This window comes from Streptomyces sp. NPDC050287 (genome assembly GCF_044459385.1).
Taxonomy (GTDB): domain Bacteria; phylum Actinomycetota; class Actinomycetes; order Streptomycetales; family Streptomycetaceae; genus Streptomyces.
This window is the reverse complement of sequence record NZ_JBITIY010000005.1, coordinates 671,966-696,920: the sequence shown is the minus strand read 5'-3', so window position 1 is coordinate 696,920 and position 24,955 is coordinate 671,966. Positions and strand designations below refer to the sequence as shown.

The window sequence follows — 24,955 nt, the reverse complement described above, 5'->3', positions numbered from 1 at the left end:
CCTCGTCAGCCTCGGCTTCCAGCAGCTCACTGATGTCGGCCGAGAACGTCTGGATTTGCGCAGTGCGCGAGTGGCCGGCCTCGCAGGAATCCCGCTACTTCCGAGGCCACGATGGAGGCGGCGTTGAAGGCGGTCTGTTTGCTGGCGCCGGCCAAATGGGGTGTCATGACGATGTTGGGGGTCGTCAGCAGGCGTGAGCCCGCGGGGATCGGCTCGCGGGGGAAGACGTCGAAGGCCGCGCCGAAGAGTTTTCCGGCGTCCAGCGCGTCACACACGGCGTCGTAGTCGACGAGGGACCCGCGGGCGCAGTTGACCAGCACGCCGCCCGCGGGCATCAGGTCGATCATCTGCCGGGAGATCAGGCCCTCGGTTTCCGGAGTCGCGCGGGCGTGGACGGTGACGAACGTGGAGCGCCGCATGAGGTCCGCCAGGTCGGTGACCTCGGCCGGTGACACGTCGTCCGGACGGACAAAGGGGTCGGCGACGAGCACGTGTGCGCCGAAGCCGCGCAGGATCCGGGCGACCCGGGAGCCGATGGCGCCGTATCCCACGATGCCGACGGTGCTGCCTTCGAGCTCCGGCCCGACCTTGTCGAACATGTAGTAGTCACCTCGCCAGGTGCCTGCGGCGAGGTCCGCGTGGGTGGCGGGGACGCGGCGGGCCGCGGCCATCATGAGGGCGACCGTGTGCTCGGCGGTGGCGGTGGCGTTGCGCCCGGGGGCGAAGGAGACCGCGACGCCGTGCCGGGTGGCTGCTTCGAGGTTGGCGTTGACGGGGCCGCCGCGGCTGACGCAGAACAGGCGCAGATCGGGGCTGGCTTTGAGGATCCGTTCGGTGAGCGGTGCCATCTGGGTGACGCAGATGTCGACTCCGCTGAGGGCCTCGATGAGCTGGTCCTCGGTGCCCGATGCCTCCCGTACCTCGGCCACCTCCCCGAAGGGCTCGACCGGCCAGGGCAGGGTGAGTTCGCGGAACGTCGCGCCGGGTGCGGCCGGCCGGAGCCTGTCGATGAGCACGGAGTTGAGGACGAAGTGGTCACCGGCGGCGAGGATGGTGGTCACTTGAGTGCTCCTGGGGTCACGGGGCGGTTCAGCGTCAGCAACGACGGCACGCCGTCGTCGAGCATGACTTCGTTCAGGGCGCAGTTGGCCAGGAACGGGAAGGTCCGGCGGTACTGGCGCAGCGGCAGGCCGAGAACGCGGCAGAGCGCGAGCCGGATCGCTGTGGAGTGGCCCACGACGAGGACACGGCCTTCGCGGTGACCGACCTGGAGGTCGGTGAGGAACTCCAGATAACGGTCGCTGGCGGCCAGGGGGTTCTCTCCCTTGGGGAAGTGGTTCGTCACCGGGTCGGCCTTGAAGGCCGAAAGATGGTCGGGAAATCGCTGTTGCATCTCCGCGCGCGTGAGGCCCTCGGCGATACCGAAGTCGAGTTCGCGCAGCCGTTCGTCCACGGTCACTGTCAACCCGGTGCTCACCGCGCTGTCGCGTGCGGTTTCCTGCGATCGCGTGAGTGGGGAAGCGAAGATCGCGGTCAGGTCGGCCTGTTCCGCCCAGTTGGCGAGATCGCGTGATTGTGTGTGGCCGCGCTCGGTGAGCGCGATGTCGGTGCTGCCGGCGTACCGGTTTTCGGCGTGCCACAGGGTCTCCCCGTGACGGACGAAGATGACATGGAGGCTCAATGTGCCGTCCTTTCTCGTGCGTGGGTCGCGACGACGCCGGGGAGCCAGCCGCGTTGGACAAGCAGATCGAGCAGTCGGAAGTACCCCTCGTCATGCGGGTTTTTCTCTGAACGGCGTGGTTCGAGGGTCCGGTCGAGTCGCACCATCGCGGCGGCGACGCCGTCCAGAGCGTCACGGCTCGATGCGGCCAGCACCGCCATGCCGAGCGCGGGTTGTGCGTTGCGCGGAAGGCTCACCGGACGTTGCAGTACATCGGCGCGCAACTGGTTCCACAGGGGGTTACGGGTGGCCCCGCCGGTGAGGACGATCGCTCCGTCGGTCGGGGCGCCGAGCAGGTCCACGTAGTCGAAGCAGAGCCGTTCGACGTAGGCGGCGCCCTGCAGCAGTGCGGCGAAGGACTCGGCCCGGGTGGCCGGCTCGCGGCTGCCGAACGCGCGGGCGTCCGCAGCGACGAAGGGGAACCGTTCTCCCGGGGAGACCAGCGGATAGCGCAACAGGTCTGTGGGCAGCAGCGCCGCCGCCTCGCGGGTGAGCGTCTCCAGGTCGGCGTCCGCGAATTCGCGTGCGACCAGGCCGGCTCCGACACTGGAGGCTCCGCCGGGCAGCCAGTGGCCGGAGGGTGATCGGTGGGAGTAGACGACCCCGTGCGGATCATGAACGAGGTCTTTGGTGACGCCTTTGAGGACCAGGGTGGTGCCCATGACCGAGTTCCAACTGCCGACGGCCGTCGCGCCGGAGCCCAGTTGTGCCGCGCAGCCGTCGGTCATCCCGGCGACGACGGCGGTGCCTTCGCTGAGCCCGGTCTCCGCGGCGGCCGCGGCGCAGACCTGACCGATGACCGTGCCGGGGAGCACCAGGTCGGGCAGCATCGCGCGGGGAATGTCCAACGCGGCGAGAACGGGCTCGGGCCAGGTCACGTGTGCGGCGTCGGCGCCGGTCTTGAGCGCGTTGCTGGTGTCGGTGGGTACCTCGTGCCCGACGAGCCTGCGGTTGATGACGTCGTTCTGATGTGCCAGTCGCCAGCCGTTCTCAGCGGCGTGGGGATAGTGGTTGAGCAGCCATCGGAGCTTGGGCAGAGCCCAGGATCGCTGCATCCGCTGGTAGCCGGCCCTGGCCCACTGCTGCTCGCCGGCGGCGTTGACCTGTTCTGCCTCCGCCGCGGCGCGCCCGTCGTCGTACATGAGTGCCGGTGTCACACAGAGGCCACGGCGGTCCACCATGGTGATGGTGCCGGAAGTCGCGTCGACGGCCACGCCCTGGACCCGGCGCAGGTCGGCACCCGCGGTGCGTGCCCGGTCGATCGCCGTGAGGATCGCGCGCCACCACTGCTCGGGGTGCTGCTCATGGCGATCGTCCTCCCGGCGGCTGGTCAGCGGGCACGAGCCCTCGCCCAGCAGCGTGCCGTCGGACGCGGCGACGACCACGCGTACGCCCTGAGTCCCCAGGTCGATTCCCAGCCAGGCATCGCTTCCGAGGGCGGTCATGCGCCGACTCCACCGGTCGGGGTCAGACGTGTCTGTCCGCGGTCGCGTGTCCACAGGGGCCGGTTCAGTTCCCGCAGCCGCAGGAAGTCGGTGTACCGGTCGCTGAAGTCGTCGAAGGCCTGCGGATCGGGCTGGTACGTGGCGGCAACCTCCACGTACCGGGCGGCGGCGGTCGGGAAGTCCGGCTCACGTCCGGTGGCGACCAGGCCGGTCAGCCAGGCGCCGCGGGCCCCGACCTCCGCGGAGGCGGGAATGGTCACAGGAAGGCCGGTCACATCGGCGATCAGCCGCATCCAGAAGTCGCTTCTGGTGCCGCCGCCGCAGAGCGCCAGTCCGTCCGGAGAACCCGGGGCCGCGGCCAGGCAGTCGCGGATGGTCATCGTGACGCCCTCCACCAGCGCACGGGCCATGTCTTCGCGGCCGGCTTCCAGAGACAGGCCGGACAGAGAGCCGCGCGCCGCGGTGTCGAAGAACGGGGCCCGCTCTCCGGCAGGTGAGAGGTAGGGGATGAACCGCACCCCGGCCGTATCGCGTCTTCCCTGCGCTGCCAGAGCCATCAGATCGGTGACAGAGGTCAGTCCGAGCAGGCCTGCGCCCCAGTCCAGGACGTCGCCGCCGCTCATGGTGGGGAAGGCGCGAAGGTAGCGACCCGGGACGCCGAGCGTCACGGTGATGCCCACCGGTTCGTCGGTGACCACCGTGTCCGTGATGACCTCGGTGGCCAGGGTGGTGCCGAGGATGCAGCACGCCTGTCCCGCGGTCACCGCGCCGGCGCCAATGGCGGTGGCGCAGATGTCGTACGGCGCCATCACCACCGGAATTCCTGCGGGCAGGCCGGTTTCCGACGCTGCCGCGGTGCTGATCGTGGTGACCCGGTGGTCGTCGTCGCGAAGCTCGGGCAGGAGTTGTCGCGCCCACTGAAGGCCGTAGAGCTCGAACAGCCGGTCGGACCAGGCGCGCTGCCTGATGTCCATGAACGGTGCTGACGCGTCCGACTCGTCGACGGCGGGCTCACCCGTCAGCTTCAGGTGAAGCCAGCCACCGCAGGTCAGCAGGTGGCTCGATCGGGCCACCCGGTCGGGGTCGTTCTCGCGCAGCCAGGCCAGTACGGCGTTGGGCATGCCGGTGGACACCCGCGACCCGCCGATCCGGAACGCCTCCCGCGCCACCCCGTCGCGCTCCCACGCCGTGACCTGGGCGGTGGCCCGTCCGTCGTTCCACAGCACGGCGGGCCCGGTGGGACGACCCTGACCGTCGACCAGCCAGGCGCCGTCGCCCTGTGCGGTGACGGCGACCATGTCGGGTACGCCGGGCAGCGCGGCGACGACTTCCCGGACGGCGTCGGCGACCGCGGCCCAGACCTCGGACATGTTCTGCTCGGCCCACCCGTTACGGGGCCGCGTCACCTGGGTCGGCCGCCTGCTGACCGCCAGCTCCTTCCCGTCGTCGGCGTATCCGACCACCTTGATGGTGGTGGTGCCCGCGTCGATGGCGATCGCAGTCACTGGCTTCACCCCCGGCCGTGGGCCTGGCGCGAGCGCCGGGCGACGGAGTCCAGGCCGACGGCGATGAGCAGGACCGCGCCGGTGATCATGAACCGGTAGGAGGAGTCGAGGTTCAGCAGAGTCAGACCGCTGGAGATCGACTGGATGACCAGGACTCCGAGCAGGGCGGCGATGGCCGAGCCGCGGCCGCCGAACAGGCTGGTCCCGCCGATCACCGCGGCGGCGATGGCGTTGAGGTTGACGTCTCCGGTACCGGTGCTCTGGTTCGCCGCGGCCAGTCGCGAGGCGGCCAGGATGCCGCCGACCGCGGCCAGGCCTGAACACAGGACGAACGCCGAGGTGTAGATCCGCCGCACGTCGATGCCGGCCCTGCGGGACGCCTCGGCATTGCCGCCGACCGCGTAGATCGATCGTCCGAACTTCGTGCGGGACAGCACGTAGTTCATCACCAGCACCAGCGCGACGAAGAACACGAACATCCAGGCGACACCACGGGTGCGGTTCAGGTAGAAGACCACGAGCAGCAGCCCGGCCAGCAGCAGGAGCGACTGCATGACCAGCCACTGCGGCGACGAGGAAGACAGCCCGGCGCCGCGTCGGGTTCGGGCACGCACCCACCCGGTGGCCAGGAATCCACCCGCGGCCACCACCGCCAGTGCGTAAGCCATCCAGTGGGGGACGAACCACAGCTGTGCGAACTTCACCAGGGTGGAGTCGTAGGGCAGGTTGATCGCGTTCTGGCCTCGGAGCAGCCAGAGCTGGACGCCGAGGAAGGCCAGCAGCCCTCCCAGGGTGACCACGAAGCTGGGCACGCCGACGCGGTTGAGCACCTGGCCGTAGAGCCAGCCGATCAGGCAGCCGCCGGCCACGGCCGCGACGAGCGCCAGCCACATCGACTGCTCGTTCTTGACCATGATGACGGCCGTGATCGCGGCCGACACACCGCTCACCGATCCCACGGAGAGGTCGATCTGGCCGACCAGCAGGACGCAGACGATCCCCAGCGCGAGGACGCCCACCGGGACCATGTCGAAGGACAGGTTCACCAGGTTGGTGCTGGACAGGAAAGTCGGATTGAGTATCTGGAAGATCGTCCAGATCACCACGATGCCGCCGACGACGGGCAGCATGCCCAGGTCTCCGCCCCGAACGCGGCGGATCGTGGCCCTGATGCTGTCGGTGATGCCCTGCGGCGTCAGGAGACGCTCGTCCTGCAGGTCGGTGGCCGTTGCCACCGACTCTCCGGTGATGGTCACAGCTCTTCCTTCTCTTCCTGCTTTTCCTGCTTTTCCTGCTTTTCCTGCGGGGAAGTCGGCCGGCCTGCGGCTCGCCGCGAGACCACGTTGTCGGTCGCGCCGGTGATCGCGGCGACGATCTCTTCGGAGGAGACGTCCTTGGCGTCGTACACACCGTTGTTGCGGCCCAGCCTCAGCACCGCGACCCGGTCGGCCACCGCCCTGACGTCCTCCATGTTGTGGCTGATCATCACCACGCCGAGTCCGTTGTCCTTGAGCCGCTCGACCAGGTTGAGGACCTCGGCTGTCTGCGCGACGCCCAGAGCGGCCGTCGGCTCGTCGAGCAGCACGATCTTCGGGTTGCTCAGCAGGGATCGTGCGATCGCGACCGTCTGCCGCTGGCCGCCCGAGAGGGCGGCCACCGGGACGCTGAGTGAGGGGATCTTCGCGGACAGCTGTCGCAGCAACTGCCAGGAGCGCTTCTCCATGGCGACGTCGTCCAGCATCCAGGGCCGAAGTTCCTGGCCCAGGAACAGGTTCGCCTTGACGTCGAGGTTCTCGCACAGGGCGAGGTCCTGGAAGACCGTCGCGATACCCATCGCATGGGCAAGGGCCGGTGAGCCCAGAGACACCTTCTCGCCGTGAAAGAAGATCTCTCCCGCGTCGGGCGTGTACACCCCGGACAGGATCTTCACCAGTGTGGACTTGCCGGCGCCGTTGTCCCCGACGATGGCGACCACCTCACCGGACGCGACGTCGAGCTCGATATCGGTCAGCGCGGCGACCGCGCCGAAGTTCTTGCAGATTCCGCTCAGCGACAACACGGTGTCCGTGCCCGCACCGGTGACCGCGGTGCCTGTCATCGTGACCCTCTTTTCCTCAGAGACTTCAGACCGCTACTGGATGCCGAGGCGTCCGCAGGCGGCGGCGTACTGCGCGGTGCACACGTCCTTCACCTTGAGCACTGCATCGGAGCCGAAGATGACCTCCTTGAGGTTCTTCTGTGTCACGACGGTCGGCTTGAACAGCTGCGACGGGGTGTTGAACAGCTTGGTGTCCGCCTTGGGCTCCTTGCCCTGCATCAACTGGTGAGCCACGTCCGCGGCCGCCTCGGCGACGATCTTGATCGGCTTGGAGATGGTGTTGTACTGATCTCCCGCGATGATGCGCTGGATCGCTGCCAGCTCTGCGTCGTTGCCGGTGATCGGCGGGACTTTCACATCCGCGGCCTTGAAGGCCGCGATCGCTCCGCCGCCGGTGCCGTCGTTGGCGGCCACGACTCCGGCGATCTTGCCGCGGTACTGGGCGATCTGCCCGCTCGTCCACTGCTGGGCCTTCTCCGGAGCCCATCCCGGTGTGTCGTACTCGGCGAGCAGCTTGAACCCGCTGCTGTCGACGGCGTTGTGGACACCCTTCTTGATCAGCCCCGCGGCGGCGTCGGTGGGAGATCCGTTGATCTGGAGCACACCGCCCTGGGCCTTGGTCTCCTTCAGGTGATCGACCAGCGACTGGGCAATGGACTCGCCGATCGCCTCGTTGTCGAACGACACATAGAAGTCCGCGGGATTGTCCGGGATGGGCCGGTCGTAGGCGACCACCTTGATGCCCTGGGACTGCGCCGTCTGCACGATCGTGGCCGCGCCGGCCGAGTCCACCGGGTCGATCACGATCACCTTTGCACCCTGGGCCATCGCGGAATTCGCCTGCTGCTGCTGAAGCGAGGCGTCACCGTTGGCGTTCTGGTAGATGACCCCGCAGGCCAGGCACAGCTTGGCCATACGCTTCTTGAACAGCGGAGCGTCGTACTGCTCGTAGCGGGTGGAGGCCAGGTCGGGCATGAGGAACGCGACCTTGCCCGACTTTCCGTCCGCCTTGGCGGTCCCGGAGTTCCCGCCACTCGGTTCCTGAGCGCATGCCGTGAGAGCGCCCAGGGCGAGGATGCCGGCGAGAGCGCCAATGGCCAGTTTTCTCATGTTCGACTCCCTGATCCAGGACCGTGCAGCTGCCGGTTGGCCGCAACGACGTAACGCACAAGAAACGCGTGGCTCCTGCGGGTGTCAACACATCCTGAGAACTGAACACCGATGTTTGATCCTTTGATCAGCCTGGCTGTTCGTTGTCCTGGCATGGGTGAACATCGGTGTGCCATGCTCCTTCGGGGAGCGCGCCACAAACCCTGCTGTAACACGCTCGTTGCAGGTGAGCGCGCGCAGCGGACGAGATGAAAGCCCGACACAGGGCCTATGTGTTCCGTTAACAGAAAGGGAACAGAGGGACTTCATGGAGGAAGACAAAGATCCAGCCACCGGCGAGGGCGGACGCGGGCCGCGCGAGAGGCGGGAACGGATCAAGAGCCGTGTCGTCGACGAAGGCTTCGTCCGCATCGAGCGGCTCGCCGACGAGCTGGGCGTGACACCGATGACCATCCGCCGGGATCTCGACTACCTGCAGGGCAAGGGGTGGCTGAGGAAAGTCCGCGGCGGGGCGACCGCACAACCGTCGACGGCGTTCCACGGCGACATACGGCACCGCACCCAATCCATGGCACCGACGAAGAGCGCACTCGCCCGTGCCGCACTTGGCCTCGTCAAGCCCGGGCAGTCCCTCATGGTCGACGACAGCACCACCGGCCTCGCACTCGCCGGACTGCTCTCGCAGCGCGCACCGCTGACGATCATCACCAATTTCGTACCCGTCATCCAGGTTCTCGCCGGCAGTCCGGGAATCGAGCTCATCTCACTCGGCGGCGCGTACTACCCCGCCTACGACGCATTCCTCGGCATACGGACCATCGACGCGGCAAACACCCTGCGTGCCGACACACTGTTCGCCTCGACGACCGCCATCACCCGCGGCCACTGCTACCACCAGTCCCAGGAGACGGTGGGAGTGAAACGAGCCCTGATGGAAGCCTGCGACCGCAAAATCCTTCTGGTCGACCACACCAAGTTCCAACGCCGCGGCCTCTACCAGCTCGCACCCGTCACCGCGTTCGACCTCGTCGTCGTCGACGCCGGCATCTCGGCGTCAGAGCTGGACACACTGCAGGCCGGCGGTGTGGAAGTCCTCGTCGTCGACACGGAGTGAAACCCGGTTCGCGTGCGGCGGGGACAGGACGCCCTTGATCGTGCCCTGGACGGCCAGAGCCGGGACCTTGTCAAGGTCCCGCCGCCCGACCCGCCCACCCCGCGGTTTACGAAGGTGATCACCCGCCGTCGCGCGGCGAGTCCGTCGACGACACGCGGATCCCAGTTGTCCAGGTTCCCGGCAAGGTGAATGAAAGGCCGTCAGAACATCGTGTTGTCGTTGGCGGAGGTCTCCGGCACGTCCTGTACGGCGTCCCAGTGCTCGACGATCCGTCCGTCCCGCACCCGGAAGAGGTCAACGACGGCCTGGCCACGCGTGCCCGGTGTGGCGACGTAGTTGCTGTGGACGGCCACCAGGGCGCCTTCGGCGATGATCCGCTTCGGGGTGATCCTCAGCTGCGGGAACTGTGCGAAGTAGGCGCCCAGCCCGGCCTTCACCCCTGCCACGCCGGCGGGGATGTTCGGGGTGTGCTGTCATACTCGGGGCCCACGTACGCGTCGACGGCGGACAGTTCCCTGTTCACGAGGAGCCGGTCGACGAATGAGGTGACCAGCTTCTTGTTGTACGCGGTGAGCCACGCGGGACCCGGCGCCTCGGTCCGCGGCCGACTGACCGTGGAGAACATGTCGTTGCCGTTGGCCGTGGTCGCCGGCACTGCCTGCAGCACGTCCCAGTGCTCGGAGATCTTCCCGCCCTGGAAACGGAAGATGTCGAACGCGGCAACCCCGCGGGTGCCAGGGGTCAGGACGATGTTGGAGTGCACGAGCACCAGGTCGCCCTCGGAGATGACCCGCTTGATGTCGTACGCGAGGTCCGGGTACTGCTGCCGCTGGAGGGCACCGAAGTACTTGAGGGCCTCGGCGCCGTCGGGGGCCAGCGGGTTGTGCTGGATGCAGTCCGGCCGTACGAAACGGTCGACGACGGATGTGTCACCCCGCTCGAAGACACCCTTGAGAAGCTGGACGGCGACCGCCTTCTGATAGCCGAGCCGGGCGCTCTCGCCGTATCCGCCGCTGGAAGTTTCCGCGGCTCGATCGCGGCCGGGAGCTTCGCGATGTGCGGCGGAAGCGACGGCGGGCACGGCGGCGGCACCGGTGAGAGCTACGGCCATGAGTGCGGCGGCGGGCGGACGCGGTGGTGTTCACGGGGCTCTCTTCTCCGGACTCGGGGGATCGCAGATGTGCTGATCGGTGGGCCGCCTTGGTGGCGGTGTTCGTCATGTGTCGAGCCTGGCTGCCGCCGCCGCACCCAACAATGGCACGAATGCCACCTTTCGACGGGATCACGCCATGGCGCACCTTCACCGCGTCGCAGCGCTGGCCATCGACGGGGTGTACCCCTACGAACTGGGCATCCCCAGCCGGGTCTTCGGGACCACAGACGGCCGCTACGAGGTCCTCACCTGCACCGTCGACGGCCGCCCGGTCCGCACCAACTCCGACTTCTCGATCACCGTCGAGCATGGCCCGGATGTACTGGGCACCGCCGACACCGTCGTCACCCCGCCTTTCACCTCCACGTCAGCGACCCGCGAAGTGCCGGAAGCCGTGACGCAGGCGCTCGTGTCCGCGGCTCCGGGCAGTCGCCTCGTATCGATCTGCACCGGCGCCTTCGTCCTCGCCGCCGCCGGTCTCCTCGACGGCCGGCCACCACGCACTGGGTCGTCGCGGACCTCTTCCGCTCATGGTTCCCACAGGTCGCACTCGACCCGGACGCCCTGTTCATCGACGACGGGGACATCCTGACCTCAGCAGGCGCCGCCTCCGGGCTCGACGTCTGCCTGCACCTCATCCGCAAGGACCACGGCAGCGAAGTCGCCAACCAAGTGGCCCGCATGTGCATCGTCCCCCCATGGCGCGACGGAGGACAGGCGCAGTACATCCAGCACCCGGTAGCCGAAACCACGACCAGCGGAACGGCCACCGCCCGTCAGTGGGCGCTGGAGAACCTCACGAGCCGATGGTCCTGGCGGACCTCGCCGAGCACTCCCACATGAGCTTGCGTACCTTCGCCCGCCGCTTCACCGAAGAGTTGGGCATGAGCCCCGGACGCTGGCTGATCCAGCAGCGCGTCGACCGTGCACGGCACCTCCTGGAAACCACCGATCTGCCGGTGGACGAGATCGCCGGCCAAGTCGGCTTCGCCGGCGGCACATCGCTACGCGAACACCTGCACGCCGCCATCGGCGTCTCCCCCCTCGCCTACCGGCGCACCTTCCGCGGCGCCCTGACCCCCACGCACTGAGCACCACCACACCTGCGGTTCCGCGAGCGCGGCGATGGCGCTTGGCCGGGCGATCAGTGCCGCCTGGGACGTGGAACGGGTCGCCGAGAGCGGCGGCCTGCGGCTAGGGGCGGGCCATGCGGCCCATGAACCGGACGATCAGGCGGCGCGGCAGGAACTTGCCGGCGAGGGCGAGCGGGCGGCCGTTGGTGATCACCGACGGGGGCGCGGAGCGGCGGTCGAGCGTGTCCAGGGCCGTCCTGACGACGTGGTCGGGGGTGACCCGCTTCGCGCCGTAGTCGGCCGTCTCGCTGCCGGCGGCGTCGTAGAACTCGGTCTTCGTGGCGCCGGGGCACACGGCGAGGACGCGTAGGCCGGTGCCACGGTTTTCCTCCCACAGCGATTCGGTGAAGCTGAGGACGAAGGCCTTGGTGGCGCCGTAGACGCTCAGGTACGGGGTCGGCTGGAAGCCCAGCAGGCTGGCGACGTTGATGAGGATGCCGGTGTCGGCGGAGGCCAGCGGGCCGATGTAGGCGCGGCTGAGGTCGACCAGCGCGCTGACGTTCAGCGCGATCATGCTCTGCAGGCGGTCCGGGTCCTCGTCGGTGAGGGCGTTGTGGGTGCCGAAACCGGCGTTGTTGACCAGCCCGGTGGCGTGGATGCCACGGGATTCGAGTTCGGCGCGCAGTGTGCGGCCGGCGTCGGGCCGGCCGAGGTCGCGGGCGACGACGGTCACCGTGACGCCGTGGGCGCGGGTGAGTTCGTCGGCCAGGTCCTCGAGCCGGTCCGCGCGACGGGCGACGAGTACGAGATCCGCGCCGCGACGGGCCAGTTGGCGTGCGAATTCCGCGCCGAGCCCGGAGCTCGCTCCGGTGACGACGACGGTCTGACGGCGATAGTCGATTTCGCTCATGCCTGCACTCTACGCACGTACTTGCACTGAGTGCAAATACGTGCATTGAGCGAAGAGATGTACCATCGGTGCATGGCTCAGAAACCAGCACCGATTCGGGAGCAGACCCGCTCCGTGGTTCGCTCGCTCCTCACCCGGACCGCCCTCGAACTGTTCGCCGCCCAGGGGTACGACGACACGACACTCGATGAGATCGCCGCCGCGGCGGGTGTCTCCAAACGGACTCTGTTCAACTACTTCCGCAACAAGGAGGACCTCGCGCTCAACGGCCTGTCCGAGCAAGGGGAATTGATCGCCGCGCGGCTCGCCGGGCGCCCGGCCGACGAGGACCCGTGGACGTCGCTGCGGGCGGCGTTCCAGGTGCTCGAAGAGATCGACCTCACCGCCGAGCGCAGGCTCGAAATGACCACGCTGCTGTTCGGCAACGAATCCCTGCGCGCCGGCCACGCCGAGAAGCAGGCCCGCTGGCAGGACCTGTTCGCACCGCTGATCGAGCCGCGACTGCCCGAGTCCGACCACCGCCCCCTGCAGGCACGCGCGATCGCGGCCGCGGCGATCACCTGCCTCCAGGCGGCAACAGAGGAGTGGATGCGCCTGGGGGGACAGGCCGACACCTTCGACCTCTACGACGCCGCCGTACAGGCCATCCGCCGACCCGCCCCGCAATCAGAGAAGACGACGACATGAGCAAGCGTCTGCCCCCCGCCGGCCTGCCGAACATGGCCGCCGCCCTGCGCACCGAACGCACCGAGATGCTGAACTTCACCAACAGCCTCACCGACGACGAATGGACCGCGCCCAGCGCCGCGGCCGGATGGCGCATCGCCGACGTCGTCGCCCACATCGGTGCGACGGCGCGGAGCCTGTACACACCCGCCGGGCTGCGCACGAGCTTCGCCGCCAGCCTCGAACAGGCGAACGAAGACCCCGTCGACCGCCGACGGGACTGGAGCCGTGCCAAGGTGATGGCCGAGTACCGGCGCGCCGGCCGACGAGCCACCACGCTCCTCGACGTCGTCAGACGCACACCCGCCACCCGAGTACGGGCACAGTTGGCCGACCTCGGCCGCCACCCCCTGGGTCTGCTGATCGGCGGCGCACTCGTCTTCGACCACCACACCCACCTGCGCCATGACATGGCCCCAGCGCTCGGCCGGCCCGTGCCGTCCTCCGATGCGGACAGGATGCGCGCGGTCCTGACGTGGATGATCGCCGTACTGAGCAATCAGGTCGCGCAGGCGCCGGTCGCCGGGCTCGACGCCCGCGTCGCACTGACTCTCACCGGCCCCGGCGGCGGAACCTGGTGGTTCGACGAGGCGGGCGGCCTGGCTCCGTCCGACGGCTCGGTCGCCGCGCACGTCACCGCCCCCGCACTGACCTTCCCCGACTGGGGCACGCGGCGCTCTTCCTGGCGCGACAGCGACGTGACGGTCAACGGCGACACCGAGCTCGCCGCCCGCTTCCTCGACACCGTCAACGTCATCTGACCGGGGCGCGGGAAGCCCGCCTCCGCCCGCTCCTCATGACCGTGGCAAACGGCTCGCCAACACCGATCTCGACTTCCACTCGGACAACCGGTCCGGAACCCGTTGCGCACGTCTGCTGGAACGGCAGGTCACCGCTCCGGCGTTGCGCACGAACTCGCGCACCCTCCACACTGCGAGGCCTGGCCCGGCCCCCTTGAAGAGCGGGCGTCAGGACAGGCCCGCCGCCCACTGGGCCAGCACCGCGAAGTCGTCGGCGGTCAGGCCGCACCGGGGGTCGATCCAGTGCAGCAGGGCAGGGCCGTCGTGGTGGGCGTCCACCCAGGCGCGGTCCGCGTCGGTGATCTCGTCGTCGACCCAGGCGAACGGCCTGCCTTTCGCCCACGCGACGACCTCCGGCGTCTTCCAGAACACCCCGCCCCCGGGTGTCTCGGGCCGCGGTGCCTGCCACGCGATGAACGGCAGGGCGGGCAGTCCCAGGACCGGCGCGATGAACGTGTTCGCCTCTTCCTCCCAGGTGGTCGCCCACACCAGGTCGAAGGGCAGCGCGGCCAGCGCGGGCCCGTGGTCGGGGTTGAGCCACACCCGCAGCGGTCGCACCCGCTCGTCGGGCAGTCCCCACAGGGCCAGTCGGTAGCGCTCGGCGGCCTCCCAGCGCGGGGTCAGCAGCCGGTGCGTGCCGTAGCCCGCGGGCCGGCGGTGCGGCTTCGCGGCGTACGGATTCAGCGGCCCGTCCACGTCCACCAGCAGCACCGGTCGCACCGCCCCACCCCCCTTCGGTCCTGCTTCGCACGGTACCGACCGACGGACGGTCCGCCCAGCGATATTCAGGCGGGACCGGGGCGAACCGATTTCGCTACAAGTTCCGAAATTATTCGTGACCGGTGTGCCACGCCGGCGCAACACGGGATTCCTAACGTCGCTGTCAGCCACAAAGGCGCCATCACCCCCGTGGGGTTCACCGGACCGAAAAAGCTGCTTTCCCCGGAAATCGGCTTCCTGTCCATGGCGCCTTCATGAGACAGGAGCTCCGAGTGCCCAATCTCTCCCGACGCGGCGCCCTCAGACTGACCGCCGGCATAGCCGCCCTCGGCACCCTCGGTCTGACGGGCTGCGGGCGCGACGGTGACACCGCCGCCGCGAAAGCCTCCGCCAAGCCGATCGACGCCTCCCCGGCCACCGGAACCGTCACCGTGTGGGCCGCCCAGGGCGACGCCGACGTGCTGGAGAAGGTCATCAAGCCCTTCAAGGCGGCGAACCCGGACGTGACGGTCAAGTTCACGCTGCTGCCGAACGCCGACTACTACACGAAACTCCAGTCGGCGATCGCGGCCGGCAAGGGCCCGGACGTCGCCCAGTTCTTCCCCGAGTCGCAGGCGCAGTTCCTCGGCCAGTCCGTGCTGCAGCCCGTCCCGGACGGTCTGGTGGACCCGGGCAGCTTCTTCAAGAGCCTGTGGGACGCCGGTGTGGTCGACGACGTGGCCTACACGGTGCCCTGGTACGCGTACACGTACGCCCTGGTCTACCGCGCGGACCTCGCCAAGAAGGCCAAGGTCGCGGCACCGGCGACGTGGGACGACATGGTGCCGTTCCTGAAGGCGCTCCAGCGGGCCGGCGCCGGGCACGGCCTCGGCGCGGACATCGGCTGGGACATCTTCAACGGCCAGGACGTCGCCATGTACGCCTGGCAGGCGGGCGGCTCCCTGCTCTCCTCGGACGGCAAGTGGACCCTGGACAGTCCCGCGATGGCCGACGCGCTGCGCTACAACGCGTCGTTCTTCACCTCGGGAACCGCCGACACCGCAGGGCCCACGTTCCTCGACGCGCAGCCGTACTTCGTGTCCGGCAAGACCGCCATGATGATCACCGGCCCGTGGGTCGTCGGCCAGCTCGACACCGCCGCGAAGAAGGACGGCTGGACGGCCTCCCATGTCGCCACCGCCCCGCTGCCCGCCGGGCCTTCGGGCAGCGTCTCCTTCTCCGCGGGCGGCACCTGGGGCGTGCTCGCCGACAGCGGGAACTCGGAGGCGTCCTGGAAGTTCGTGCGGTACCTCACGAAGCCGAGCACCCAGGTGGCGCAGTACAAGGCGTACAGCTCGCTGCCGGCCGTCATCTCCGCCTGGGGCGATCCCGCCATCGCCGGGCAGCCGCTGCTGGACGCCTTCCTCGCGCAGCTGAAGAAGACCCGGGCGTTCCCGCAGGTGAGCACCTGGCAGCAGGTCGCGACCCGGCTCGGCAAGGAGATGGAGGCGGTGGCCAAGGGCAGGCAGACCGCCGAGAAGGCCGCCTCGAACGTCCAGGCGTACGCCGCGAGCCTCGGCACGGGCGCGAAGTGAGCCGCGGATGACCACCATCCTCGGCCCGAGGCCGTCGCGCCGCTCCAGGAGTACCCGTCGAACGGCGGTCGCCTGGCTGTTCCTGACGCCGTTCCTCCTGGTCTTCCTGCTCTACACGGCGGTCCCGACGGTCGCCGCGCTCGGGTTCAGCCTCACCGACCTGCGGGGCACGGACCTGCGGCATCCGTTCGCGGTGGACTTCACCGGCCTGGACAACTACGTCCGGCTGTTCCAGGACGACAGCTTCGTACGGGACATCCTCAACACCGGCCTGTTCGTGGTCGTGGGGGTGCCGCTGACCATGGGGGCCGGCTTCGCGCTGGCGCTCGCGCTGAACTCCGGCATCCGGCGGCTGCGGGGCGTGTTCCGTACGGCGTTCTTCGCGCCGGTCGTCACGAACGTCGTGGCGGTCGCCCTGATCTGGCAGTACGCCTTCAACGCGAACGGCACGGTCAACAAGGTGCTCGGCGCGGTCGGCTTCGCCGGGCCGAACTGGCTGGACGACCCGAATCTGGCGATGCCCGTCGTCATCCTGCTCGGCGTCTGGCGCAACTTCGGCACCGCGATGGTGCTGTTCCTCGCCGGTCTCCAGGCCGTTCCCCGGGATGTGTACGAGGCCGCCGCCCTCGACGGGGCGGGCCGGTGGCGGCAACTGCGGCACATCACCCTGCCGTTGCTGCTGCCCACCACGCTCATGGTGTCGGTGCTGCTGACCGTCTTCTATCTCCAGGTGTTCGACGAGCCGTACCTGCTCACGAACGGCGGCCCGCTCGGCTCCACCGAGTCGGTGGCGCTGTACACCTACCGGCAGTTCGGGTCCGGTGAGTTCGGTACGTCCTCGGCCGCCTCCTTCGTGACGCTCCTGCTGGTGGCCCTGGTGAGTGTCGTCCAGTTCCGATTGCTGAGGTCCCGCACATGACCGTCGTAGCCGCGCTGGAGAACGCGGACGTTACCGCCGCCGACCGGATCGCCGTACGCCGCCGGTCCGTCGCCCGCCCGTTGCTGTACGGGGCGCTGGTGCTGTGCGCGCTGCTCACGCTGCTGCCGTTCTTCTGGGTGATCAGCGGCTCGTTGCGCAGCCTCGACGAGATCCGTTCCGATCCCGGTGCCTGGCTGCCGCACCAGGTCACCTTCGACAACTTCGTCCGGCTTTTCAGAACCCAGGGGTTCGGCCGGTTCCTGGTCAACAGTGTCGTGGTCGCGCTCGCCGTGGTGGCGGGCAACATCGTGGCGGCGTCGGCCGCGGGCTACGCGCTCGCCAAGTTCGACTTCGGGGGCAAACGGATCGCGTTCGGCGCGGTCATGGCGGCGATGATGGTGCCGTTCACGGCGGTGTTCGTGCCGCAGTTCGTGATCACCGTGGACCTGCGTCTGGCGGACACCCTGACCGGGATCGCCCTGCCCGGTGCGGCGATGCCGATGTGCGTGTTCATCATGCGGCAGTACGCGCTGTCGATCCCCGACGAACTGCTGGAAGCGGCCCGCATCGACGGGGCGGGCGAGTTCCGGATCTTCTTCCGGATCTTCCTCCCGCTGGCCGGACCCGCGGTCGCGACGGTCACGATCCTGTCGTTCCTGTACTCCTGGAACAACTTCATCTGGCCGCTGATCGTCGCCCAGAGCACGTCGAGTTACACCCTGCCGGTGGGCCTGGCCGCCACCAGCCAGGCGGCGGCCCATGTCACCGACTACGGGCTGATGCTCGCGGGAGCCATCGTCGTCATGCTGCCGGTGCTGCTGCTCTTCCTGTTCCTGCAGCGGTACTTCGTGCAGGGCGTCGCCGGAACGGGAATGCGGTGACCGTGATGAACTCCCTTCTCGCGCCCGGCGAACCGGTCACCGTGCACGCCCCCGCCGGCACCGTCGTCGGCCGCGGCACCGGCCCGGTACGGCGCTTCCTCGGCATCCCGTACGCCGAAGCGCCCATCGGCGCCCGGCGGTTCGCGGCACCGGTCCGACGCGGTCGGTTCCCGGAGCCGTACGACGCGTCCCGGCACGGCGCCACCTCCCAGCGCGTGCCCCTGTTCGCGACGACCACCGTGCCGGAGCCGTCGGTACCGGGCGACGACGTACTGAACCTCGGCGTCGTCGCCCCGGCCGCAACCGACGACCGCGGGCCCTTCCCCGTCCTGGTGTGGATCCACGGCGGCGCCTTCCTCGCCGGGAGCCCGGCCAGTCCCTGGTACGACGGCCGTGCCTTCGCCCGGGACGGCGTGGTGTGTGTCACCGTCGGCTATCGGCTGGGCGTCGACGGGTTCGCCGTAATGGACGACGTGCCCACCAACCTCGGCCTGCGGGACCTGCTGCTGGCGCTGGACTGGGTGCGGGAGAACGTCGCCGCCTTCGGGGGCGATCCGGACCGGGTCACCGTCGCCGGCCAGTCGGCCGGGGGCGCGGCGGTCCTCGCGCTGCTCTCCTCACCGGCGGGCGCCGGCCGCTTCCACCGTGCGGTCAGTGTGTCCGGCGGCTTCTTCGCGGGGAGCGGAGGCGTCGGCTTCCTCGAACAGCTCGGGCGCAGGCTCGGTGTGCCGCCGACATGGGCCGGGTTCGGTGGCTGCTCCGTGGAGCGCGTCCAGCGCGCCGTCCTCGACCTGCGCGACGAGCGGGCCGACGGTCGGCTGGTGCTCGGCCCGGTCGTCGGCGACGACCTGCTGCCGGTGCCGGTCGGCGACGGGCTCGCCGCGCACGGGCAGGGCGTACCGCTGCTGATGGGCGCGACGGGCGACGAGTTCGACAGCGGGTCGTCCGACGCCGCGGAAGACCGCACGGAAGACTCCGGGGAAGGCGCCGAGGAGGACCCCGCGGCACGCACCGCCGCGCGTGCGGCCGGCACCCGCCTCACCGACACCCTGTTCCGCGCCGCCTGCCCGCGCGCGGCGGCAGCACGCCGCGACGCCGCGGCCGGTACCTGGCTGTACTCCTTCGAATGGCCCTCCCCCGCGCTCGGCGGCGCCGCGCACTGCGTCGACCTCCCGTTCTTCTTCGATGTCCTCGACGCGCCGGGCGTCACCGAGGCCCTGGGCCCGAACCCGCCCGCGGACCTGGCCACCGCCATGCACGCCGACCTGGCCGGATTCGTCCACGGTCGGGAACCCTCGTGGGAACGGGCGGCCGGGGTGCTCGGCGACCCGGCGCGCGAGTACGGGCGGCCCGGGGCAGCGCCCGTCGCGGACACCACCGGCGTGTTCGATCCCGTAGTACGGACGCGGCCAGAGGCGGCGGAGACGTGCTGATGGCCGGGATGAACCAGAGCGCGGTCCGACGGGTCAACACCTCCGTCATCCTGCGCGCCCTCGCGGTGTCGGCCGGACCGGTCACGTTGACCGCGCTCGCCGAGCAGGCCGGTCTGTCCCGGCGCACCATCGAACTCATCCTTGACTCGCTCGTCGAGGCGGGCTGGGTGAGCGAACTGGACCGGGTGCCGACGAGCGGCTGCGCCGGCCGCCCCGCCCGGCGGTACGAACTGCGGGCGGAGCACGCGCTGTTGGCGGCCGTCCGCATCACCACCCTGGACGCCTCCGCGGTCGTCGCCGATGTACGCGGCCGCGTCGTCGGCCGGGCGCACGGGCCCCTGCGCTCCTACCAGGACCCGCAGTCCACGCTCGACGATGTGGCGTCACTGGTGCGGGAGGCACTCGACGACGCGGGCGGATCGACGGACCGGCTGCGGGCCGGCGCGGTCGCGAGCGGCGGTGCGATCGACGACGAGGGAGTCGTACGACGCCTGGTGCACACGACACGCTGGGAGGGCGTGCACCTGCCCGGGGAACTCTCCCGGCGGCTCGGGGTGCCCTGGTTCGCGGACAACGACTCCAACCTCGGCGCGCTGGGCGAGCGTTGGCGAGGAGTGGCGGGCGACCACGACAACGTCGTCTGGGCCCTCCTCGGCAACCGGACCGGTCTCGGCGTCCTCATACGGGGTGCCGTCCACCGGGGTCTCGACGGCGCCGCGGGCGAGATCGTGGAGGCGCGGTCGATCCCGGCCGGCTCGGTGGAGAACCTCCCGGTGGCCGGGCTGACCTCACCGGAACCGGACCGCAGGAGCCTCGCCCTCGACCGGTTCGCCGCGGCCCGGGCCGGCGAACGGTCCGCGCTCGCCGAGGTCGACGAGTTCGTGGAGAACATCGCGTCCATCCTCTCGATCCTGTCGTGGACGGTCGCGCCGTCCCTCATCGTGCTCGGTGGCGGTCTGGAGGACGCGGCCGACGTGCTCCTCCCCCGGGTCCGCGAGGCGCTGCGCCGGGCCCGCACTCCCGCGGTCGAGCTGCGGGCCTCCGGACTCGGCCGGGACGCGCCGCTGGTCGGTGCCGTCAAGCTGGCCCTCGACAGCATGGACACCGAGCTGTTCGGCCCGCTCGCCCCCAGTACGTGAACGCGTGTCAGTACACGATCGTGCGTCGAGCGGCGCCCACCCCCACATCAGCACCCGTGGCACGGGTCCACCCCCGCGCACCCTGCCACCAGACAGGAGTCTTTCTGTGACGGACATGACCGGCGTGACCGGCAACCCCCGCACCGACGTCCTCGTGGTCGGCAGCGGCATCATGGGGTCCGTCGTCGCCCGGCTGCTGCGCGAGAGCGATCCGGCGCTGAGGATCACCATGGTCGACGGTGGCAGCGCGATAGGGACCGCCCCCGGAGTGCACCTCCATGACGTCGACGACCCGGTGCTGTGGTCGCGCTACAACGAACAGGTCGGCACCGGCGTCCAGGGCATGTACACGGGCGCCGAGGTGGTGCGCGAGGTCCCGGACAGCCTCACCGGTCTGGCGCCCGGCATGTTCCACGCGCTCGCCTTCGGTGAGGACGCCGAGGCGATGCCGGCCACGGCGCTCGCGTGGAACGCGGGCGGCATGGGCGTGCACTGGACCGCCGCGACCCCGTGGCCCGCCGGGGACGAGGTGTTCGACTTCGGCGACCCGGACCGCTGGGCCGCGGACCTCGACACCGCGCGCGCCCTGCTCGCGGTCACCCCCGCCGCGATCGGTCCGACCGAGGTCGGCCGACTGGTCCTCGACGTCCTGCGGCACCACTACGACGGCATCGGGCCCGGCGACCGGGAGCCCCAGCCGATGCCGATGGCCGTCACCCCGGCACCGTCGGGCCCCCTTCCCCGCACGGCGCCGGGTACGGTCTTCCCCGCGATCGCGGCGGGCGGCGATCCCGCCTTCACCCTGCTGACGGGCACGCTGGCGACATCCCTCGTCGTCTCGGGCAACCGCGTCACCGGCGTCCGGTTGCGCCGCGTCGCCGACGGCACCGGGTCCTCCGAGTCCTCCGAGTCCTCCGAGTCCTCCGAGTACGAACTCCTCGCCGACTCGGTGGTGGTGTGCGCCGACGCGCTGCGCACCCCGCAACTGCTGTTCGCGTCCGGCATCCGGCCGCCGGCGCTGGGCCGCCACCTCAACGAGCACGCCTTCGTCACCGCCCGGGTGCTGCTCGACCTCGACCGGTTCGGCCTCCGCCTCGACGCCCTCCCCCTGCCGCGCGCGGGCGAGTTCAGCACGGACTCGCTGTGGCTGCCCCACAACGGGACGGCGCAGCCCTTCCACGGCCAGATCATGAACCGCACCTATCTGGACGAGGACGGCCGCCCCCTCGCCCACTCGGTGGGCCTCTCGCTGTACGTCCCCGTCGAGTCCCGCCCCGAGAACCGGCTGGTGTTCTCGGAGACGGAGACCGACCTCGCCGGGATGCCGCGGATCGGCGTGGAGTTCGGGTACTCCGACGCCGACCGCGCGCTGATCGGGCGGGCACTGGACGAAGTCCGGTCCCTGGCCGAGGAGTTCGGCCCGTTCGACCCCGCCACCGAACGCGCGCTGCTGCCGCCCGGCTCGTCGCTGCACCTGACCGGCACCGTCCGGGCGGGCGCCGCCGACGACGGCACCAGCGTGTGCGATCCGGACGGCCGGGTGTGGGGCTACGACAACCTCTACCTCGCCGGCAACGGAGTCATCCCGACCGCGATGGCCGCGAACGTCACCCTGACCGGCGCGGTGACCGCCATCCGGGCCGCCCGTGCCGTGGCCGCCCGCAGCACCGCGCTCGCCGCGCACTGAGAGAAAGCTGGAGAACGTGATCGACCTCGCGAAGGAATACCGCGTGGCGCTGCCCGCGTGGATCGACGACGAGCTGGCCGACGTGCCCGCCGTCGTGCCCGGCCGCGATGACCGGATGCGGCTCGTGCACCGGCTCGCCGACCGCAACTGGCGCGAGGGCAACGGCGGTCCGTTCGCGGCCCTCGTCGCCGAGCGGGACACCGGCCGGATCGTCTCCGTCGGGGTGAACGTCGTGCTCACCTCCGGCGTCTCCAGCGCGCACGCCGAGGTCGTCGCACTGGGCCTGGCCCAGACGGCGACCGGCGGCTGGGATCTGGGCGGCGCAGGGATGCCCGCGCACGAACTGGTCGTGAACTGGCGTCCGTGCGTCCAGTGTTACGGCGCGACCATGTGGTCCGGGGTGCGCGGCCTCGTGGTCGCCGGAGAGGGCCCGGAGCTGGAGGAGATCACCACGTTCGACGAGGGCCCGCTCGGCGCCGACTGGGCCGAGCAGTTCGAGGCACGCGGCATCGAGGTCGTCGGGGATGTGCTGCGGGACGAGGCGCTCGCCGTGTTCCGCGGCTACCGCGAGGCCGTGGACTTGGCCGACGGCGTCGTCGTCTACAACGCCCGCGGAGGTGCCGAGTGACCCCGCGCTTCGCCACGGACGTGGTCACCTTCTACCACCCGGGGTTCTGGGGCCTCGACTCCGCCGACGCCGTTCGTGACTGGGCCTTGCGGCATCCCCGGCGTTTCTGGGAGCGGGTGATGGACGCGCTGGCCGAGACCGCGGTCACCGGTATCGAGCTGACCTTCGCGCCCGGCGACCTCGACTCGGTGCTGCGTGCCTTCGGCAGCGCGGCCGCGTTCCGGCGGGAGCTGGACACGCGCGGCCTGTCCGTCGTGAGCGCCTTCATCGCCGGCGGCGAGGCCCCGGACTGGCGCCGCGGTGACAACCTGCCCGCCATCGTCGCCGACGCGGAGCGACGTGCGGCCTTTCTCGCCGAGGTGGGTGCGGAGCTCCTCGTGACCGGGCTGCCCATGCGGACGACGTTCGGGACGCGCCCGCCGTTCTTCGTCGACGCGGCGTACATGGCCCGCATGGCCGACATCGCACATGTGGTGGGCGAGGCGGTCACCCGGCACGGGGTGAAGCTCGCCTTCCACACGGAGTCCCACAGCACGCTCTGGTACGAGCGGGACATCGACCTGTTCATGGCCCTGACCGACCCGCGCTATGTATGGCTGTGCCCCGACTCCTGCCATATCGCCCTCGGGGGCGGCGACCCGGTCGCCGTCGCCCGTCGCCACGGCCCGCGGATCGCGCTGGCGCACTGGAAGGACGCGGTCGGACCGATCGACGTCCACCTCACCGTCGACGACACGATCTACGCCCAGCAGCAGCCCTACATGACCGCGCTGGGCACCGGCATCGTGGACTGGCAGGGATGGGCCGACGCGATGACACCCACCCCCGGAGCGGACATCGTCCTCATCGAACTGGACGAGGCGGCGGACCCCGTCGCCGCACTGCGGGCGGGAACGACGGTCGCACGGAAGGCCCGCTCGTGACCGGGTCGGCCCGGGCTCGGCGGCGGTAGCGCAGGTCTGGGCCGTAGTCCCGTCACGGCCGTAGTACCGGTCACGGCCGTAGTACCGGTCACGGCCGTAGTACCGGTCGCGGCACTGCCCGGGCCGCCAGACGCGGGGCTCGCCGTACGAGGGCCGTGACCGTCAGGCCTATCGCCGCGCCGACGGCGACGGCGACGGCGCACGGGTAGTGCGTCGTCGCCCGGTGTTCACGCGTTCGAGGGACCAGCCCGGGATGCGGGAGCAGTCGGGCATCGGCGGCGTCATTCCAGACGATGGCGTTCCTCCTCGCTCCAGGCCCGGGTGTCGCGGGGCGGGACGTAGAGCTCCTCGTCGTGGGCCAGGCCGCCGGCGACGGCACGCTGCCGCGCCAGCTCCGCGTCGAACTCCAGGCCCAGCAGGACCGCGATATTGCTGATCCACAGCCACACCAGGAAAACGATCACCCCGGCGAGAGTGCCGTAGGTCTTGTTGTAGGAGCCGAAGTTCGCCACGTAGAAGGCGAAGCCCCCTGACGCGATCAGCCAGATGACCAGTGCGAGGAAACTGCCCGGAGTGATCCACTTGAAGCCGCGCCCCCTCACGTTCGGAGCCGCCCAGTACAGGAGCGCGATCATGATCGTGACCAGGACGACCAGCACCGGCCACTTCGCGATCGCCCAGACCGTCAGCGCCGTGTCCCCGATTCCGAGCGCCGCCCCCGCCTGCCGGGCGAGACCGCCGGTGAACACCACGATCAGCGCGCTGATCACCGCGAGCACCAGCAGGAGAACCGTCACGCCCACGCGGACCGGCAGCAGCTTCCACACCGGCCGTCCCTCGGGTATGTCGTACACGGCGTTCGCGCTGCGGATGAAAGCCGCGATGTAGCCGGAGGCCGACCACACCGCGAGCACCAGGCCCACGATCGCCATGATCGAGCCGACGCCACCCCGCCCCTGCAACTGCTCCACCGCGTTGCGGATGATGTTCCGGGCCGAGCCCGGAGCCAGCTTCTGGAGGTTGTCGAGGACCTGCTGGGTGGCGGAGCGGCCGGTGACGCCCAGCAGCGACACCAGCACCAGCAGGGCCGGGAACAGCGACAGCACGCCGTAGTAGGTCAGCGCCGCGGCCCGGTCGGTGAGTTCGTCGGCCTCGAACTCCTTCACCGTCCCCTTGAACACCGCCTTCCACGACCCCTTCGGCAACCGGGTCGGTTGGTCCGGAGCCCGCCGTTCCACCTGCTCGTCCGGGCCGGGTGACTGCTCCCGGGCGGATGCCGGCTCGGTCTCGGTGTCATGATCAGATTTCGATGTCCGCACCATGAGGTCCGGAGTACCCCGTTTGCCCCGGTCATGCGTCGACCCGCCCGCGTTCGCGCGAGCGGGCCCGTCACCGAG

General features: G+C 70.1%; 23 protein-coding genes and 1 pseudogene. 12 read left to right on the top strand and 12 right to left on the bottom strand.

Features of this window, described 5'->3' with window-relative positions:
- Positions 1-26: 26 nt before the first annotated feature.
- From ACIBK3_RS21720 to ACIBK3_RS21690, 7 genes are all read right to left on the bottom strand, one after another.
- On the bottom strand, positions 27-1,061 hold the full coding sequence (locus ACIBK3_RS21720) for a 2-hydroxyacid dehydrogenase (RefSeq protein ID WP_399367687.1): 1,035 nt from the start codon (positions 1,059-1,061) through the stop codon (positions 27-29).
- Complete coding sequence (locus ACIBK3_RS21715) at positions 1,058-1,681, bottom strand: histidine phosphatase family protein (protein ID WP_399367685.1); 624 nt, start codon at positions 1,679-1,681, stop codon at positions 1,058-1,060. The genes ACIBK3_RS21720 and ACIBK3_RS21715 overlap by 4 nt, the downstream gene beginning before the upstream one ends.
- Positions 1,678-3,165 (bottom strand): FGGY-family carbohydrate kinase, encoded by a 1,488-nt coding sequence (locus ACIBK3_RS21710; protein ID WP_399367683.1) that lies wholly within the window; start codon positions 3,163-3,165, stop codon positions 1,678-1,680. Before ACIBK3_RS21710 ends, ACIBK3_RS21715 begins: the two co-directional genes overlap by 4 nt.
- Positions 3,162-4,670: an FGGY family carbohydrate kinase gene (locus ACIBK3_RS21705; RefSeq protein ID WP_399367681.1), complete on the bottom strand. Its 1,509-nt coding sequence runs from the start codon at positions 4,668-4,670 to the stop codon at positions 3,162-3,164. The genes ACIBK3_RS21710 and ACIBK3_RS21705 overlap by 4 nt, the downstream gene beginning before the upstream one ends.
- 5 nt (positions 4,671-4,675) lie before the next feature.
- Positions 4,676-5,800: a sugar ABC transporter permease gene (locus tag ACIBK3_RS21700; protein WP_399367837.1), complete on the bottom strand. Its 1,125-nt coding sequence runs from the start codon at positions 5,798-5,800 to the stop codon at positions 4,676-4,678.
- 122 nt (positions 5,801-5,922) lie between these two features.
- Positions 5,923-6,768, bottom strand: coding sequence for an ATP-binding cassette domain-containing protein (locus ACIBK3_RS21695; protein ID WP_399367679.1), 846 nt, complete (start codon positions 6,766-6,768; stop codon positions 5,923-5,925).
- A gap of 33 nt (positions 6,769-6,801) precedes the next feature.
- Complete coding sequence (locus tag ACIBK3_RS21690) at positions 6,802-7,878, bottom strand: sugar ABC transporter substrate-binding protein (RefSeq protein ID WP_399367677.1); 1,077 nt, start codon at positions 7,876-7,878, stop codon at positions 6,802-6,804.
- 307 nt (positions 7,879-8,185) lie between these two features.
- On the opposite strand from ACIBK3_RS21690, the gene ACIBK3_RS21685 reads away from it, so the two are divergent.
- Positions 8,186-8,992, top strand: a complete 807-nt coding sequence (locus ACIBK3_RS21685) for a DeoR/GlpR family DNA-binding transcription regulator (RefSeq protein ID WP_399367675.1) — start codon at positions 8,186-8,188, stop codon at positions 8,990-8,992.
- Between the two features lie 200 nt (positions 8,993-9,192).
- Here ACIBK3_RS21685 and ACIBK3_RS21680 read toward each other — a convergent pair whose 3' ends face one another.
- Both ACIBK3_RS21680 and ACIBK3_RS21675 read right to left on the bottom strand, forming a co-directional pair.
- Complete coding sequence (locus ACIBK3_RS21680) at positions 9,193-9,438, bottom strand: nuclear transport factor 2 family protein (RefSeq protein WP_399367672.1); 246 nt, start codon at positions 9,436-9,438, stop codon at positions 9,193-9,195.
- Positions 9,426-10,103 (bottom strand): ester cyclase, encoded by a 678-nt coding sequence (locus ACIBK3_RS21675; protein ID WP_399367670.1) that lies wholly within the window; start codon positions 10,101-10,103, stop codon positions 9,426-9,428. Before ACIBK3_RS21675 ends, ACIBK3_RS21680 begins: the two co-directional genes overlap by 13 nt.
- Before the next feature lie 178 nt (positions 10,104-10,281).
- On the opposite strand from ACIBK3_RS21675, the pseudogene ACIBK3_RS21670 reads away from it, so the two are divergent.
- Positions 10,282-11,236, top strand: a pseudogene (locus ACIBK3_RS21670) (GlxA family transcriptional regulator).
- A 103-nt stretch (positions 11,237-11,339) separates the two neighbouring features.
- Here ACIBK3_RS21670 and ACIBK3_RS21665 read toward each other — a convergent pair.
- The gene (locus ACIBK3_RS21665) at positions 11,340-12,128 is read right to left on the bottom strand and encodes an SDR family NAD(P)-dependent oxidoreductase (RefSeq protein WP_399367668.1); all 789 of its coding nucleotides are present in this window, start codon (positions 12,126-12,128) and stop codon (positions 11,340-11,342) included.
- 72 nt (positions 12,129-12,200) lie between these two features.
- Between ACIBK3_RS21665 and ACIBK3_RS21660 the strand changes: the two genes are divergently transcribed.
- Positions 12,201-12,815: a TetR/AcrR family transcriptional regulator gene (locus ACIBK3_RS21660; protein WP_399367666.1), complete on the top strand. Its 615-nt coding sequence runs from the start codon at positions 12,201-12,203 to the stop codon at positions 12,813-12,815.
- Entirely contained in the window at positions 12,812-13,615 is an 804-nt protein-coding gene (locus ACIBK3_RS21655; protein WP_399367664.1) for a maleylpyruvate isomerase family mycothiol-dependent enzyme, read from the top strand. Before ACIBK3_RS21660 ends, ACIBK3_RS21655 begins: the two co-directional genes overlap by 4 nt.
- A 207-nt stretch (positions 13,616-13,822) precedes the next feature.
- On the opposite strand, the gene ACIBK3_RS21650 is transcribed toward ACIBK3_RS21655, so the two are convergent.
- Positions 13,823-14,365: a hypothetical protein gene (locus tag ACIBK3_RS21650; RefSeq protein WP_399367835.1), complete on the bottom strand. Its 543-nt coding sequence runs from the start codon at positions 14,363-14,365 to the stop codon at positions 13,823-13,825.
- A gap of 281 nt (positions 14,366-14,646) precedes the next feature.
- Between ACIBK3_RS21650 and ACIBK3_RS21645 the strand changes: the two genes are divergently transcribed.
- From ACIBK3_RS21645 to ACIBK3_RS21610, 8 genes are all read left to right on the top strand, one after another.
- Positions 14,647-15,948, top strand: a complete 1,302-nt coding sequence (locus ACIBK3_RS21645) for an extracellular solute-binding protein (RefSeq protein WP_399367662.1) — start codon at positions 14,647-14,649, stop codon at positions 15,946-15,948.
- 7 nt (positions 15,949-15,955) lie between these two features.
- Positions 15,956-16,867, top strand: a complete 912-nt coding sequence (locus tag ACIBK3_RS21640) for a carbohydrate ABC transporter permease (RefSeq protein WP_399367660.1) — start codon at positions 15,956-15,958, stop codon at positions 16,865-16,867.
- On the top strand, positions 16,864-17,748 hold the full coding sequence (locus ACIBK3_RS21635) for a carbohydrate ABC transporter permease (RefSeq protein WP_399367658.1): 885 nt from the start codon (positions 16,864-16,866) through the stop codon (positions 17,746-17,748). Before ACIBK3_RS21640 ends, ACIBK3_RS21635 begins: the two co-directional genes overlap by 4 nt.
- Positions 17,749-17,753: 5 nt before the next feature.
- Positions 17,754-19,181 carry a carboxylesterase family protein gene (locus ACIBK3_RS21630; protein ID WP_399367656.1) on the top strand — a complete coding sequence of 476 codons (1,428 nt, stop codon included), beginning with the start codon at positions 17,754-17,756 and terminating at the stop codon, positions 19,179-19,181.
- An 8-nt stretch (positions 19,182-19,189) separates the two neighbouring features.
- Complete coding sequence (locus ACIBK3_RS21625; protein WP_399367833.1) at positions 19,190-20,320, top strand: ROK family protein; 1,131 nt, start codon at positions 19,190-19,192, stop codon at positions 20,318-20,320.
- 124 nt (positions 20,321-20,444) lie between these two features.
- The gene (locus ACIBK3_RS21620) at positions 20,445-22,007 is read left to right on the top strand and encodes a GMC oxidoreductase (RefSeq protein WP_399367831.1); all 1,563 of its coding nucleotides are present in this window, start codon (positions 20,445-20,447) and stop codon (positions 22,005-22,007) included.
- Positions 22,008-22,023: 16 nt separating this feature from the next.
- Positions 22,024-22,635, top strand: a complete 612-nt coding sequence (locus ACIBK3_RS21615) for a nucleoside deaminase (protein WP_399367654.1) — start codon at positions 22,024-22,026, stop codon at positions 22,633-22,635.
- On the top strand, positions 22,632-23,558 hold the full coding sequence (locus ACIBK3_RS21610; protein ID WP_399367652.1) for a sugar phosphate isomerase/epimerase family protein: 927 nt from the start codon (positions 22,632-22,634) through the stop codon (positions 23,556-23,558). Before ACIBK3_RS21615 ends, ACIBK3_RS21610 begins: the two co-directional genes overlap by 4 nt.
- A 281-nt stretch (positions 23,559-23,839) precedes the next feature.
- Here the strand turns inward: ACIBK3_RS21610 and ACIBK3_RS21605 are convergent, their stop codons facing one another.
- Positions 23,840-24,880 carry a YihY/virulence factor BrkB family protein gene (locus tag ACIBK3_RS21605; protein WP_399367650.1) on the bottom strand — a complete coding sequence of 347 codons (1,041 nt, stop codon included), beginning with the start codon at positions 24,878-24,880 and terminating at the stop codon, positions 23,840-23,842.
- Positions 24,881-24,955: the final 75 nt, after the last annotated feature.

Bases quoted from the DNA above. Each gene is read 5' to 3' on its own strand.
- ACIBK3_RS21710 (WP_399367683.1), bottom strand. From the start codon at position 3,165: ATGACCGCCCTCGGAAGCGATGCCTGGCTGGGAATCGACCTGGGGACT.
- ACIBK3_RS21700 (WP_399367837.1), bottom strand. From the start codon at position 5,800: ATGCTGCCCGTCGTCGGCGGCATCGTGGTGATCTGGACGATCTTCCAG.
- ACIBK3_RS21695 (WP_399367679.1), bottom strand. From the start codon at position 6,768: ATGACAGGCACCGCGGTCACCGGTGCGGGCACGGACACCGTGTTGTCG.
- ACIBK3_RS21690 (WP_399367677.1), bottom strand. From the start codon at position 7,878: ATGAGAAAACTGGCCATTGGCGCTCTCGCCGGCATCCTCGCCCTGGGC.
- ACIBK3_RS21685 (WP_399367675.1), top strand. From the start codon at position 8,186: ATGGAGGAAGACAAAGATCCAGCCACCGGCGAGGGCGGACGCGGGCCG.
- ACIBK3_RS21675 (WP_399367670.1), bottom strand. From the start codon at position 10,103: ATGGCCGTAGCTCTCACCGGTGCCGCCGCCGTGCCCGCCGTCGCTTCC.
- ACIBK3_RS21665 (WP_399367668.1), bottom strand. From the start codon at position 12,128: ATGAGCGAAATCGACTATCGCCGTCAGACCGTCGTCGTCACCGGAGCG.
- ACIBK3_RS21660 (WP_399367666.1), top strand. From the start codon at position 12,201: ATGGCTCAGAAACCAGCACCGATTCGGGAGCAGACCCGCTCCGTGGTT.
- ACIBK3_RS21655 (WP_399367664.1), top strand. From the start codon at position 12,812: ATGAGCAAGCGTCTGCCCCCCGCCGGCCTGCCGAACATGGCCGCCGCC.
- ACIBK3_RS21640 (WP_399367660.1), top strand. From the start codon at position 15,956: ATGACCACCATCCTCGGCCCGAGGCCGTCGCGCCGCTCCAGGAGTACC.
- ACIBK3_RS21635 (WP_399367658.1), top strand. From the start codon at position 16,864: ATGACCGTCGTAGCCGCGCTGGAGAACGCGGACGTTACCGCCGCCGAC.
- ACIBK3_RS21630 (WP_399367656.1), top strand. From the start codon at position 17,754: ATGAACTCCCTTCTCGCGCCCGGCGAACCGGTCACCGTGCACGCCCCC.
- ACIBK3_RS21625 (WP_399367833.1), top strand. From the start codon at position 19,190: ATGAACCAGAGCGCGGTCCGACGGGTCAACACCTCCGTCATCCTGCGC.
- ACIBK3_RS21605 (WP_399367650.1), bottom strand. From the start codon at position 24,880: ATGGTGCGGACATCGAAATCTGATCATGACACCGAGACCGAGCCGGCA.